At 42.0% G+C, this 14,619-nt stretch carries 12 protein-coding genes; 8 read left to right on the forward strand and 4 right to left on the reverse strand.

Annotated elements, in window-relative coordinates; genetic code table 11:
* Nucleotides 1-117 precede the first annotated feature (117 nt).
* On the reverse strand, nucleotides 118-1,713 hold the full coding sequence (locus RMY16_RS15525) for a helix-turn-helix domain-containing protein (RefSeq protein WP_322737152.1): 1,596 nt from the start codon (nucleotides 1,711-1,713) through the stop codon (nucleotides 118-120).
* A gap of 1,063 nt (nucleotides 1,714-2,776) precedes the next feature.
* Between RMY16_RS15525 and fdxB the strand changes: the two genes are divergently transcribed.
* The 7 genes from fdxB to RMY16_RS15560 all read left to right on the forward strand — a co-directional run bounded on the left by fdxB (nucleotide 2,777) and on the right by RMY16_RS15560 (nucleotide 9,780).
* On the forward strand, nucleotides 2,777-3,070 hold the full coding sequence (gene fdxB / locus RMY16_RS15530; protein ID WP_322661831.1) for a ferredoxin III, nif-specific: 294 nt from the start codon (nucleotides 2,777-2,779) through the stop codon (nucleotides 3,068-3,070).
* Between the two features lie 573 nt (nucleotides 3,071-3,643).
* Nucleotides 3,644-4,633 (forward strand): cytochrome c oxidase subunit II, encoded by a 990-nt coding sequence (locus tag RMY16_RS15535; RefSeq protein ID WP_322737153.1) that lies wholly within the window; start codon nucleotides 3,644-3,646, stop codon nucleotides 4,631-4,633.
* 119 nt (nucleotides 4,634-4,752) lie between these two features.
* Nucleotides 4,753-6,441, forward strand: a complete 1,689-nt coding sequence (gene ctaD, locus RMY16_RS15540; protein ID WP_100900574.1) for a cytochrome c oxidase subunit I — start codon at nucleotides 4,753-4,755, stop codon at nucleotides 6,439-6,441.
* A 385-nt stretch (nucleotides 6,442-6,826) separates the two neighbouring features.
* Nucleotides 6,827-7,426 carry a heme-copper oxidase subunit III gene (locus RMY16_RS15545; RefSeq protein WP_322661839.1) on the forward strand — a complete coding sequence of 200 codons (600 nt, stop codon included), beginning with the start codon at nucleotides 6,827-6,829 and terminating at the stop codon, nucleotides 7,424-7,426.
* A 72-nt stretch (nucleotides 7,427-7,498) separates the two neighbouring features.
* Nucleotides 7,499-7,984 (forward strand): hypothetical protein, encoded by a 486-nt coding sequence (locus RMY16_RS15550; protein WP_322737182.1) that lies wholly within the window; start codon nucleotides 7,499-7,501, stop codon nucleotides 7,982-7,984.
* A 279-nt stretch (nucleotides 7,985-8,263) separates the two neighbouring features.
* Nucleotides 8,264-8,875, forward strand: a complete 612-nt coding sequence (locus RMY16_RS15555) for a cupin (RefSeq protein WP_322737154.1) — start codon at nucleotides 8,264-8,266, stop codon at nucleotides 8,873-8,875.
* A 455-nt stretch (nucleotides 8,876-9,330) separates the two neighbouring features.
* Entirely contained in the window at nucleotides 9,331-9,780 is a 450-nt protein-coding gene (locus RMY16_RS15560; RefSeq protein ID WP_322737155.1) for an ArsC/Spx/MgsR family protein, read from the forward strand.
* Nucleotides 9,781-9,897: 117 nt separating this feature from the next.
* Here the strand turns inward: RMY16_RS15560 and RMY16_RS15565 are convergent, their stop codons facing one another.
* From RMY16_RS15565 to RMY16_RS15575, 3 genes are all read right to left on the reverse strand, one after another.
* Nucleotides 9,898-10,977, reverse strand: a complete 1,080-nt coding sequence (locus RMY16_RS15565) for a fatty acid desaturase (RefSeq protein WP_322737156.1) — start codon at nucleotides 10,975-10,977, stop codon at nucleotides 9,898-9,900.
* A 220-nt stretch (nucleotides 10,978-11,197) separates the two neighbouring features.
* Nucleotides 11,198-12,250, reverse strand: coding sequence for a fatty acid desaturase (locus RMY16_RS15570; RefSeq protein ID WP_322661848.1), 1,053 nt, complete (start codon nucleotides 12,248-12,250; stop codon nucleotides 11,198-11,200).
* Between the two features lie 198 nt (nucleotides 12,251-12,448).
* Entirely contained in the window at nucleotides 12,449-13,270 is an 822-nt protein-coding gene (locus RMY16_RS15575; RefSeq protein WP_322661850.1) for an acyl-CoA desaturase, read from the reverse strand.
* A gap of 90 nt (nucleotides 13,271-13,360) precedes the next feature.
* On the opposite strand from RMY16_RS15575, the gene RMY16_RS15580 reads away from it, so the two are divergent.
* Nucleotides 13,361-14,596: a methionine gamma-lyase family protein gene (locus RMY16_RS15580; RefSeq protein WP_322737157.1), complete on the forward strand. Its 1,236-nt coding sequence runs from the start codon at nucleotides 13,361-13,363 to the stop codon at nucleotides 14,594-14,596.
* Nucleotides 14,597-14,619 lie beyond the last annotated feature (23 nt).

The raw sequence follows: 14,619 nt of genomic DNA on the forward strand, positions 1-14,619 counted from the left end.
TGCTAAGTTTAGTTCGCTACGAATTAATGAAATGCTGTATTGAGTATTTAGTATAATACTGCACAAATTCGTAATAAAATATCTATGCCCCTGTGCATTTAAATTCCAAATATTGAATCAAGATGGAGCCATATTTAAGACTTTTCGTAACAGTACTTGGTCTTCTAATTTGGCTTTTAAACGACCATTTTCAATATCTCGAATCCAGCTTTGGCTTTTACCTGTAAGTTTTGCCAATTCTCTTTGGGAGAGATTCAAATTTTTTCGCGCTTGCAAAATCTGTTCGCCTAGCAAATCGTTTGTAGCTTTGGGCTTCCTTTTGGCTTTAGCAGTTCGTCGTTGCTTTTTTTCCGATTCTGAGATTTGCTGTTCCCATTCTGGCGGGAGTTCAAAAGCCAAAATCCGCGCATTCATTAGCAGATTCCATTTACCACGGGGGCCTGTATCTGTGAGGCGAGTTTCAGCACCTCCGTCATTAGTCCAAAATTCTAATGCTTCATCTGGATCTTCAGGAAGATCGATTAATTTCGCCCACAAAGGTTGAATTTCTGGTGGGTAAGTAACTGGATCGAAAAGTGGCTTCATTCCATAGTGATTGAGAATTTCTAAATCGCTTTCAAAGGTTCGCAGCAGACGTTTGCGTTCTTCCCGTTGTCTGGATGCAAGGGCGACTTTTTCTTCACCGTAAGCAATACGCAGCAAGGTAGGAATGGTAATGCGTTGTTCTTTGCCCATTTTGGTTTTAAACAGCAACCACAGCATTAGTCGAACTGCGCCTTCATGTTGCTGCCAAATACTCATGACTGTGGTTAGCAGCGTTTTGGGGAGACTGCCATATTGATAGAATGCAGTTCGCTCTTTACACGCTTGTTTGTTTAAGAAATATTGCGCCCATAACCCTGCTTTTACTTTAAAAGTTAGCCCAATCAGATATTTGCATCCGAGATTGTCTTCCTGGAAGTGGTGCTGAATATCTACTAAGTGCCATAGCCGGCTACCGACAAGAGAGAATCCGTTAATTCGGCCTTGTTGGGGCCAGTCAATGGAGATAATTAGGGAGCAAGCTTGCTGAACGATATTTTTCATTAAAGCTAGCTTGGCAGCTTTGCTCAAGTCTTTGCGTTTCTCCATCCCCAAATATTTCTCGATTTGTCGCTCATCGATCGCAAATTCTTGCTCCCAAGGTTGCTCTAAAGCTGTAGCATAAGCTGCAAAAATTAGATGTATGCAAGCGGCTCTGATGTCAAGCCCCTCGATTGCTGCTATATCTGTGGCCTTGTCGTTCACTTTGAAGGGATCTTGAATATGAAAAGCGATCGCACCTCGTCCTTGATTGACTTGTCGGCTGTAACTGATGTAACCTTCTTCATCAGTTTCCCAGTGTAGGGATGTGCGCTGCGCTAATACATTACAAGCTTCCCAAATTGCGATCGCTGAAGCAAATGGATTATTCTTACCATTAGAAAACAAGTCTAAGCTGCTAGCATCTCTTGGTTCAACTTTGCATCTTCCCTTTTTCGCCTGCCAAGGAATAGGAGAATTAGTTGGACAAGCTATTACACATTGCGGTTCTGAATAATAGCCCTCGCAATTGTTACAAAGACCAGGATCGACCCAGTATTCATTGTCCTCTATTCTGATTGCACCCGTAGGACATTGGGGGCGGCAGTTGTCACATCCAACGCAACTGTTGTTAGGAATTGTATAAGGCATTTGGTTTGGCTCTTTTCCCACTCTAATCGTTGAGATGTCTGGCTCAGTTCTCCCCTGGATGAGTCCTGTTTATTCATGACTCGCTACCACACGATATTTCTAGTGAGAATAATCTTTTCTCACCACATTCAATTCCCACATCCACTTGTTAAATTCGTATCCAAGTGCAAGCTATTTGCTTCAAAAATAGCCTAATAAAACTTCTTATTAACTATACATTTCATGATAAAAATGATTATTTTGTTCGTATTGAGCTTGGAAAAAACTCTTAACATTTATTTAATTTAGTACTTAATGAACATTTTAGCTTTGACGATAAAACCTTAAACAAAATATTTTTTCTAAATCTTTGAGCCTCCTATATTTGAGCTTCCTCTGATTTGTTAATAATTTTAATATTTAAAGCACGTTCATATTCTGCCATAAACTTTACAGTTCCTTTATAAATTAATTTTGTGTATTCAAATGAAATACAAATATTGCTTTTGTCATCATTTATCTAAATATTTAAATCAAACTAAATTGAAAATTGTTGCTTTCTAAAATACATATTTTATATATCAAAATGTAACTAGCGAACATTTATTTTGGTATATATATATACTTTTTATCCAAACTTATTTGCCTAAGCCTAAAAATATTTGAAAAAGAATATCATTACTCTTAGAGATATAGTTGCATTTGCTGGAAATAATAGTTAAATCAGCAGCTATAAATCACATAGATATGAAGCTTTACTCAACTGTAGAGGTTTCAAATTCTCAACTTGTTACTTATCCTCTGTATGGAAATCGCTGCTCATGGGCTACTGTCTCTAGCCAGAGGCTCAATGAATGTATGTAGATGTAAAGCATAGGAACGAAGAATACTAAATATTCATAAGAATTATTTGCAATAATTTTTATCTATAAAATGACATAAAAAACAATTGAGCATTGTGTTCAAAGTCATCGAAAACTGATGTGACAAAAGTAAGTTTTGAATACAAAATAATAAAAGACTAGGATAATATGATGATTAATGCACCAACAGATTGACAGGCAAAATTGCTGAGGATTTATTCATGGCACAACTAACAGGTTTGACATTTGGCGGTAAGGCTTGGACACCAAAATTCGCTCAGGAAATCGACAAGGACAAATGTATCGGCTGTGGCAGATGCATTAAGGTATGCGGATACAATGTGCTTGGCTTGAAGGCGCTCAATGAAGAAGGTGAATTTGTGGAAGATGAAGATGATGAAGAAATTGAACGGAAAGTAATGGCAGTTACTTCTCCAGAAAACTGTATTGGTTGTGAAGCTTGTTCGCGGATTTGTCCAAAGAACTGCTACACCCACGTTGCTTTAAATAATTAAAGTTTTTGAAGTTAGTCAAAATTGTTGTTCGTCGAAGGAGGCACTGTTTGAATAAAGCGCAAATGCGCTAGGCAAGGTAACTTGAGGGGAATACTCAATACTTACTGGAATTAATAAAAAGTTCACAGTAAACAAATCCGTGAATTGCAAAATGTTAGCTATTAACAAATTTAAACTTGCTGCTAATATAGCCTAATCAATATTAGGCCTAACAGTGCCCTCTTGGAACAACTAGCTTTTATGAAAGCAGGGGGCTAACTTTGTGGTATGAGTTGAAATATAATTTGCCATTTTTTGGGGGAAAGATATGGAAAAAATCTGGAAGTTTCCCCCATTTTTTATGGCTGCACGTTAGAAAGTTAATAAGTGAAAAGGAAATAGGAAATGGGGAACTTGTACTGAGCGACTCGTGCCGAGCATCTCGACTTCGCTCGATGGAACCGGAGCCGAGGTAAGTCGAAGTATAGGGAATGGGAAATAGGTAACAATGCCCAATGCCTAGTACCCAATGCCCGATGCCCAATTCTCAGAAAATAACAGCTCTAAAGACGGTTTACAAAGCAGGTAGCATGTATGCAACAAATTCCTGTTTCACTATGGACTCTGGTTGCTGGGATAGTAGTTACAGCAATCAGCATTTGGATCGGTCAAAACCACACTCTCATGCCGGCGCAGGCATCGTTACAAGCGCCTTTGGTAGACGGTTTTTTCAACGTCATGTTTACCATTGCGATCGCACTCTTCTTGGTGGTAGAAGGAACAATTGTAGTTTTTTTGGTTAAGTTTCGTCGCCGTCGCGGTGATGATACCGATGGTTTGCCAATAGAAGGCAACGTTCCCTTAGAAATCTTTTGGACAGCAATTCCCACAGTGATTGTCCTCGGTTTGGGCATCTACAGTGTAGATGTTTTTAACCGAATGGGTGGATTTGAGCCTGCGGGTCATCCTCATTCAGCCGCTCATGTTGCTCATCAGTCGGGAACCGCTCTTGCAGCTACATTAAGCGATACCTCAGAAGCAACAACTGCCCCAACAATAGCCCCAACAATTGGTATTGGCGCGTCTCCCAAAAACCTAGATAAACCAGCCGATTTAGTTGTTGATGTCAAAGGCATACAGTACGCCTGGTTATTTAATTACCCTGATAGTGGCATCACCTCTGGGGAATTGCACATACCCGTCGGTGCTGATGTTCAACTCAACCTTTCAGCACAAGATGTAATTCATTCATTCTGGGTGCCAAACTTTAGGCTGAAGCAAGATGCGCTTCCCGGTATCCCTACCGAATTACGGTTTGTCGCCACTAAACCAGGTACATATCCCGTAGTTTGTGCTGAGTTATGCGGTGGTTATCACGGTTCAATGCGGACACAGGTAATTGTCCACACACCAGAAGAATATGATAGCTGGCGGACAGAAAACCAGATTGCTCAACAACAAAATATAAATCAAGTCGTTGCAGTTAATCCAGACGACTTATCAACATCAGAGTTTCTCGCGCCCCACACCCATGAGATGGGAATTAGTGCAGTAACTCTAGAGTCAGTAGTCATGAGTCATTAGTCATTGGTCATTGGTCATTGGTCATTAGTCATTCAAATGACAACGGACGAATGACAACGGACAAATGACAAACGACATAGACGCCCAGAGGGCGGCTTCCCGTAGGGTAGGACAAAAATATGACGCAGGTAGAATTTCCACGGAATACTCCACCAGAAGAAAATAAACCGAAAATGGTAATTGGCCACACCTCCCATCCGAAGGCGTGGAAATGGCAAGACTATTTTACATTTAATGTTGACCACAAGGTTATTGGTATCCAATACCTAGTGACGGCGTTTGTTTTCTATCTCATCGGCGGACTGATGGCTGTTGCTCTGCGTGTTGAATTAGCAACACCAGATGCAGACGTACTCGACCCCAATCTGTATAACGCTTTCATGACCAATCACGGGACGATCATGATCTTCCTGTGGATTGTCCCTAGCGCCATTGGGGGATTTGGTAACTATTTGGTGCCGTTGATGGTTGGTGCCAGGGATATGGCTTTCCCGAAGCTGAACGCGATCGCCTTTTGGTTAAATCCCCCAGCAGGTGCGCTCATTTTAGGTAGTTTCATTTTTGGCGGTTCCCAATCTGGTTGGACAGCTTACCCACCTTTGAGTTTGGTGACAGCACCAATCGCTCAAACTATGTGGATACTTGCGATCGTCTTAGTGGGAACTTCTTCAATTTTGGGTTCGCTGAACTTCGTAATCACCATTTTGATGATGAAGGTTCCTAGCATGAAATGGGATCAAGTGCCCTTGTTTTGTTGGGCAATCTTGGCTACCTCTCTGCTGGCACTTCTTTCCACACCTGTATTAGCAGCCGGTTTAGTTCTGCTGTTGTTTGACCTCAACTTTGGCACCTCCTTCTTTAAACCAGATGCAGGCGGTAACGTTGTAATTTATCAACACTTATTTTGGTTTTATTCTCACCCGGCAGTATATCTAATGATTCTGCCCATCTTCGGCATCATGTCGGAAGTAATTCCAGTTCACGCCCGCAAGCCAATCTTTGGTTATAAAGCGATCGCTTACTCTAGTGTAGCCATCTGCGTTGTCGGTTTGTTCGTCTGGGTACACCATATGTTTACCAGTGGCACACCCGGCTGGATGCGGATGTTCTTTACCATCTCCACTCTCATAGTTGCAGTTCCCACTGGCGTGAAGATTTTTGCCTGGGTTGCTACCCTTTGGGGTGGTAAAATCCGCTTCACCACGGCGATGCTTTTCGCCATTGGCTTGCTATCCATGTTTGTCATGGGCGGCTTAAGCGGTGTAACGATGGGAACAGCCCCCTTTGATGTTCACGTCCACGACACATATTATGTTGTCGGACATTTCCACTACGTTCTGTTTGGCGGTTCCGTGTTTGGCATCTACGCCGGCATTTATCACTGGTTCCCCAAAATGACCGGACGAATGCTGAATGAAAATTGGGGACGGGTTCATTTCGCCCTTACCTTCATCGGTACTAATCTTACTTTCTTACCCATGCACGAATTGGGTTTGAAAGGAATGCCCCGACGAGTGGCAATGTATGACCCCCAATTTATCGACCTCAATCAAATTTGTACCTTCGGTTCAATTGTTTTGGGGATATCGGTAATTCCTTTTGCCATCAACATGATTTACAGTTGGTTGAAAGGGCCTTTGGCTGGTGATAATCCTTGGCAAGCTTTGACCTTAGAATGGACAACTAGCTCACCACCCGCAATTGAAAACTGGGAAGTGTTGCCGATTGTCACTCATGGCCCTTATGACTACGGTCAGGAGCATAGAACTGAATTACAGTCATCAGCGACGCCGGAAGCTAGTGCTTAGTTCGTAGAGTGAGTGATGCGATCGCACTTAAAGTCACTAAAACTTCTAGTCATTAGATTTGAGAACTCGAAACTCCAAGCTTGGAACACGAAACTTCAAGCTTGGAACACGAACCCCCGAATTCAATAAACGGATGCCCGAATTCAATAAACGGACGCCCGAATTCAGAAAACGAACGCCCGAATTCAATAAACGGACGCCCGAATTCAGAAAACGAACGCCCGAATTCAGAACACAAAACTCGGAATTTTGAAAATTCCTGAACAAGCCGAGAGTTTGGCTAAACAAGGATTTTGGATAAAGAATGGAAATTTAGCTGGTTCATACTTCATTCTTTATTCAAGTTTCCACAACAGACAGAGTAGATCGTATTGTCAAAAAATCTATGACTATAGCTACAACCACGAGCGAAGATCACAGTACAGGACACGAAGAACATCCAGATTTAAGAGTTTGGGGATTGTTGACATTCCTCGCCTCTGAATCCCTGATGTTTGGAGGATTTTTTGCCACTTTCTTATTTTTCCGAGGTACTACAGCAGTTTGGCCTCCCGAAGGAAGTGAAGTAGAACTACTTGTGCCGACAATTAACACCATTATTCTAGTGTCTAGTAGTTTCGTGATTCACTTTGGTGATACGGCGATTAAAAAGAATAACGTCAAGGGAATGCAACTGTGGTATGCCATTACTGCAATCATGGGTGCAATTTTCTTAGGTGGTCAGGTTTATGAGTACTCAACATTAGGGTACGGACTGACTACCAATGTTTTCGCCAACTGCTTTTATATCATGACAGGGTTCCACGGTTTGCACGTTTTTGTGGGACTGTTATTGATATTACGCGCATTGTGGCGATCGCGTCTCCCTGGTGAATATTCTGCAACCAATCATACTTTCATCGAAATGACAGAAATTTACTGGCACTTCGTTGACATTATTTGGATTGTTTTATTCACTTTGGTGTACATTCTCACTTTGTTTTAACTTGGGCATTAGGCATTGGTAATTATTACTACTTTTTTACTATTGCCTATTGCCTACGCACAAAAAATTATTATGCAACTCGATGCAAACAGATTCTCATGGTTCCAGGTTCCAGAGGACATTAAAAACTTATTAGTTTTAGCTGCACAAAACTGGGATAACACATCAGAATCAGAAAAATATATTCAACAAGCTTTAGCACAAACTGGTGAAAATACAGATGTATTGGTAGCAGCATATAGATTTTTCTATTATAAAAATAATTATTCTCTTGCATTACAAACAACAATCAAATTATTAGATAAAATTAAAGAACTAGAAAAATTTCCTGATGACTGGGAGCAACTTAAGCCGATACTAGTCAATCGCAAAGAAGAACCACAAATTCGATTGTACTTAAATGCTTATGCTGCTTCTGGATTAGTACTAGCAAAGTTAGGAGAAATTGAGGAAGCAAAAGAAATCAGCACCAAAGTTAAAGAGATAGATGAAAAGCATGATTTTGGTGCTGGAATTCTCCTGGATATTTTGACACGTCCAGCTGAAGAAGATGATTAATTAGTCAATGCACTTCTCAACAAGAAAGAGTCGAGTTGAATAGAGACACGATTAATCGCGTCTGTAAAATAATCGATGCCCAATGCCCTTTTTGCGAAAAATCATGAACAATTGGTTATCTACCAGATCGTATTCCTCTTACTCCCTATTAGGAGCAGCTACTGATAGTAACTCTATCTTTCCTCCTGTCACGATACCTACTAAACTTCCTGTAGGTAATATTCCTAATGTCTCTCCAATCCTGATCATCCAATCTTCTCCGTTATCAATTTAAAAGTTATGAAAGGTAGAGATTGGCTACTAACGGGGGATGGTCAGCATCAAGCTTGTAAATCTGTAAGAGCATGGGATTTATTGAGAGAAAATTACCGCCTTTATCGATTTTTAACTGAGGTGGAAGATGTTCTCAATAGTGGGGATGATGAAGTCAGTTGTCTGCCAGAAATTCGGATGCTCGTAAGGTGCTTGATTGTAAATTCCTACTGGGTACGAAGTCAACAGTTAGAACCTTCGCCCAAAACGGGAACCTCTGTTTTACTCCTATACGATGAATTGGGTTTTCCCTTAACTGTGCAAACAGTAACATTTGCACCGGGAACCCGATCAAACATTCATAATCATGGGACATGGGGAATCGTGGCGGTGCTAAAAGGTCAGGAAAAAAATACTTTTTGGCAACGCACTAATAGCCCAGAATTTGAGGACAAAATTGAACAGACGGGAGAGCTAACTTTATTTCCAGGAGATATTATTAGCTTTACTCCCGATGCAATTCACTGTGTAGAAGCAGTGGGTGATGAACCAACTGTGACTTTTAATATCTACGGTGAAACCGATCCCAATGAGAGATTTGAGTTTGACCCGATTAAGTATAGTGCTAAAAACTTTTAGCATCACGCAGTAGGGATGCACAGCCGTGCATACGTGTCAACCTAACGTGAAACCCTTGTCAAAACGTGATATTTCAGTTCTCTGGCTTCCCATCACGATCTGCGTTACCCCACCCTAACCCTCCCCGTATGTATTGGGGAGGGAACTAGATTCCTTTTTCCCCCCTTTCCAAGACTACCGTGTACACAGAAGTCGAAATACCCCCCTTAATCCCCCCTTGCCAAGGGGGGAAACAAGAAAATCTATCTAGTTCCCTCCCCTTTGCAAGGGGAGGGTTAGGGTGGGGTAAAACCCAGATTAATCAGCTATTTCAGACTTGTGTGTACACCGTAGCTTTCCAAGGGGGGACTAAGGGGGGTAAAACGCCTGTGGAATAAGCGTTTGAGCTTAAGTTGACGCCAATGCACAGCCGTGCATCCCTACAACCGAATCGTATTCTACTAAGAGGTAGTTAAATGGCAAGAGTAATTTTCTATAGCAAACCAGGCTGTAAAGGTGGTACTAAGCAAAAAGTTTTGCTCACAGCTGCCGGTCATGAAGTGATACCATGCAATCTGCTAACAGAACCTTGGACAGTTGAGCGGTTGCGTTCATTTTTTGGCGATCGCCCCGTAGCCGAATGGTTTAATCCTTCCGCTCCCAAAGTAAAATCTGGTGAGGTGGTTCCTGAAAAAGTGGATGAACAAACCGCTTTGGCGCTGATGCTGAAAGAGCCACTGTTAATTCGCCGTCCTTTATTAGAAGTAAATGATCGCCGTGAGGTAGGATTTGATGTCCAAAAGATTGATACTTGGATTGGCTTACAAGCTGTGGATGAATCATTGCAAGAAATCAGCGACAAGCTGATGAAGCAAGATTTGCAAAACTGCTCCCACGGGCATGGTCATCATCACCATAATCATTAGGGTGGCTGTAACCATCATGGTGAACAACATCAAAAGCAAGCTAGCTTCAGTTATTAGACTTCTTCCATGAATCAAAAGCCCTCTCCCAAGCTTGGGAGAGGGCTTTTGAAATTGGCTCTAGTCTTTAGCTAACTTGTTGTTGGATGTGTAGTAAACCCTACTACCACTATCAGGTACAAAATGGCAGCTGACACATGAACGCCATAATGACTTCCAAATAGGTTCTTCCGACTTGTGGAAATACTCACCCATCACTGGTTTTATTGCCTCAGTTGCCTTCAGCAAATTGTAGTGAGGGATGTTAAGGAATATATGGTGAGCAACATGAGTACCAATATCGTGATGGATATGATTAACCAAACCATAATCACGGTCAATACTAGAAATTGCGCCTTTCAAGAAAGTCCAATCTTCTCCACGATACCAGGGAAGCTCTGGCTCAGTGTGGTGTAAAAATGTCACCAAATCTAGCCAAACTATAAATACAAGGTAGGGGACAGCATAATATTTCAGCAACCACATCCAACCCCATTGGTAGGTGAGGAAGCCAAGCAAACCTACCATACCAATCAAAAGTACAGTACTAGTGAGGACATCCCATTTTTCCGATGGTTTGAAAAGCGAACTGCTGGGCAAAAAGTGTGAGCCTTCTTTATTAGGAGAACGCTTAAACAAATACACAGGATAAGCCAAGAGAAAAATATAATATCTGCCGATCTTTTGGGCTAAAGGCATCTCCTTGTATTGTGATTCGCTTACAGGATACCAGCTTTCATCGTTATCGATATTGCCAGTATTTTTGTGATGGGTTCTATGGCTGATTCGCCAACCATGATAAGGAACAAGTATTGGTGTGTGAGAAAGATGTCCAATCAAATCATTCAGCCATTTATGCTTAGAAAAAGATTGGTGTCCGCAGTCATGCCCGACTACAAACAAAGCCCAAAACATCGTTCCTTGCATTAGCCAGAAAATCGGGAAGAAAAGCCAAGAATCCAGGTAAGAAGCAACTGCATAAAGCAGACTGATAATCAGGATGTCACGAAAAAAGTAAAAAAGTGATTTTGTTACATTGGGCTGAAAGCATTCAGCAGGAATTGCAGCTTTTAAATCTTGAAGAGTGAAAGGTAATTTAGTGGAATCCTCAGACGTTTCGTAGCCAGCAGGATTATTGAACGTGACGATATTTGATTGCACTGGATTCTTTTGTTGGATATAAATCGGAACTTTATTTGAGACAAGATAATCTCACCTCTAGGATGCCCACGAAGCTAGCGATCGCTAACACCAAAGAAGGGAAACTTTGGCAATTTACCTAACAATTTTTAGTTAGTAAAAAGTCGCCAAATTCTATTTAAACACAGCATTATAAACGCTCTCGTTAAATTTAAGAGCGTGAGTGTAGTCACAGTGCTATTTATCGCTGTGTATAATGTTCGTCGAAAGTCTTATAGCCAACGTCAGTTGTGTATAGTTGACACTGGTCTGTAATCTGTTTCATTAAAGGCCAAGAAAACTGACACTCATCATGTAGATAAGGCTCCCAATTTTCTTTGATGCTGCTGTAAGCTAGCCGCAAATTATAAGAAGGAATCGCAGTGGAAATATGATGAGGGACATGAACATTGATATCGTGGCACAGTATTTCTACCCAGCGCGGATAATCGCAATGAATAGTGCCAGCTAGCTGTGCTAGAGCTTCGTTCCACTTGTTCGCTGTCGTAAAAGGAACATCTGCGGCAGTATGGTGAACAATAGTAAAAGTACTCATCCAAAAATGGTAAATCATCCAGGGTACTAGCCAAAACTTGACAAAGCCCCAGATACCAGTTGTAGCGATCAGAAGCGGAAAAGCGATCGCAGCAAATACAACTACTACAGCCACAGAAAGCTTGATACTCGATTGGTCTTTAGTTTTGAAGTTCCGCCAATCAAAATGCACCACAGCCCAATGTCCAATGGAACCTACCCACCAGAACCGTTTACGCATGAACAGTTCAAAAGCAGACTGTCGGGTTTTATCCCAATCTTCAAACACTTCTGGTCTAATGGGATGCCAAGCATTGTCTTCATCCAGCTTGTTGGTATGAGTATGGTGATAATTATGCTTAATCCGCCAACTGTGAAAGGGGTAAATTAACGGCATCATGAAAAAATGCCCTACCAAATCATTTACCCAACGACGTTTGGCAAAAGACCGATGACCGCAATCATGGCCAATTACAAAAAAACCTGTTAAAGCAGTGCCCGTAAAAATCCAAGCTAGGGGCAAAAGAAACCAAGGAGTGATAATCAGGCTGTAATAGCCCAAGGCGACTGCCAAGACACTCAGCAGGACTTGTGTCCAAGCTTTGCGACGGTTCTGCTGAAAACATTCGCGTGGCAGGGTTTTGACAATATCTTTGAGCCGAAAGTCGGAATTACTAGGCTCATCACTTAGTTTCTGGCTATTAATTATTGATGTAGTCATGGACACCTAAAAAACAATAAACTCCTCCACCAAGTCACCAAAAAGTAACTTGCCGTAAAAATTCTTCACATTAGCGCTTCGGATTATAGCAACCTAACCGACACAAGCGCACCCGTAAGTAAATAGCTTTTTGAAAAGTTAGGAGTTAGAAGTGATCAATTATGAGTTAAAAAGGCTACACATCCTAACTCCTACCTCTTAACTAACTTTTGTTGGGGCCAACTTCACATTAGTAGCCAGACCAACTGCTTGTAACAATTGAACTGTCATCCAGGTTAAATCGATTTCCCACCATTCCAGCCCATGACGAGCTGAGTATTGAAAAGCATGATGGTTATTATGCCAGCCTTCACCGAAAACTAGTACGGCTACCCACCAGCAATTAGTCGATTTATCGCCAGAATCATAGCTCCGATAGCCAAATTTATGAGTCGCGCTGTTCACCAACCAAGTGCAGTGGTAAACCCAGACAATGCGAACAAAAATTCCCCAGACAACGAATGACCAGCCACCTAGAAGCAAAAGCAATACACCTAGAGCAACCTGGATCAAAATGAAATATTTTTCTAAAAACTGATAAACTGGGTCTTCGGCAATGTCTTTGGTGAAACGAGGAACATCAGCGTGAGCGGGACAGTAGTGAATCAGCCAATCCATGTGGCTCCACCAGAAGCCTTTATTAGAATCATGGGGATCGGCATCAGTATCAGAGTTTAAATGATGAATGCGATGTGTCCCGACCCACTCAATTGGGCCTCCTTGACACGAGAGTGTCCCAAAGAAAACCAGGAGATACTCTAGCCACTTGGGAGTTTGAAAACTGCGATGAGTAACAAGGCGGTGAAATCCGAGAGTAACTCCTAAACCACCTGTTATCCAGTACAGCAGGAAACCCACACCAACTGCTGTCCAGCTAAAGTTACCAGGAACAAAGGCAAATAAAGCGCCGATGTGCAGTCCAATGAAAAATAGGGTATTAACCCAGTTAACTTGAGGTTTGGTTGAAGTAGCAATTGTCATGCAGTAACCTGAATTTGAATTTTCCAGCCTAGTCTGCGCGATCTTAAAATCCGCATATCTATAATCTTAATTTTTTTGAACGAGGAACTGATGAACAGCTTAGAACAGCTGCGGCAAGCAGAACAGGCACTATTAGAGATTTTTTCTGGAATTGACGCTCAGGTCAAGCATAATCTAAAACGAGTGCTGGATGCTTTTCGTAATCACCGTGTAGGGACACACCACTTCGCTGGTGTAAGTGGTTATGGTCACGATGATTTAGGACGAGAAACTTTAGATAAAGTTTTTGCCGAAGTTATGGGTGCTGAAGCTGCGGCTGTGCGAGTGCAGTTTGTTTCGGGAACTCATGCGATCGCCTGTGCTTTGTTTGGTGTTCTCCGTCCTGGAGATGAAATGTTAGCAGTGGTCGGTTCTCCCTACGATACGCTTGAAGAAGTCATTGGTTTACGGGGTCAAGGTCAAGGCTCTCTTATCGAGTTTGGCATAAATTACCGTCAATTGGAGCTATCCCCAGAAGGAACTATAGATTGGCAAGCAATAAGAACTAGTGTGGCTGAAAACACTCGTTTAGTCTTAATTCAGCGCTCTTGTGGCTATTCTTGGCGTCCTAGTTTATCAATTGCCGATATTGAAAAAATCGTTCACTTAGTCAAACAGCAAAATCCGAACACCGTTTGCTTTGTAGATAATTGCTATGGCGAATTTATTGAAACAAAGGAACCTACAGCCGTAGGTGCTGATTTAATGGCGGGATCATTGATTAAAAATCCTGGTGGCACCATTGTCAGTGCTGGCGGTTATGTAGCCGGTCGCGCCGACTTAGTGGAAGCATCCGCTTGTCGCCTCACTGCTCCCGGTATTGGTAGTTATGGTGGTGCTACTTTTGACCAAAATCGCCTGCTGTTCCAAGGCTTATTTCTAGCGCCGCAGATGGTAGGAGAGGCGATCAAAGGGACTTATCTTACTGGTTATGTATTTGATAAACTCGGTTATCCAGTAAATCCTGCTCCCCTAGCTCCCCGTGGAGATGTAATTCAGGCAATTAAACTCGGTTCTGCCGAAAAGCTAATTGCTTTCTGTAAAGCCATACAACAGCATTCTCCTATCGGTTCCTACTTAGATCCTATTCCAGATGATATGCCAGGTTATGAGAGCCAGGTGGTCATGGCTGGGGGGACATTTATTGAAGGGAGTACTTTGGAATTATCAGCAGATGGGCCAATGCGCTCGCCATATGTAGTTTATTGCCAAGGAGGGACTCACTGGACTCATGTGGCGATCGCCTTGGAAGCTGCGATCGATGCAATCGGCACTAGTGGTTTGTGATTAAGGATTGGGTTGGTAACGCT

The organism is Nostoc sp. DedQUE12b (genome assembly GCF_034530835.1).
Taxonomy (GTDB): Bacteria; Cyanobacteriota; Cyanobacteriia; order Cyanobacteriales; family Nostocaceae; genus Nostoc.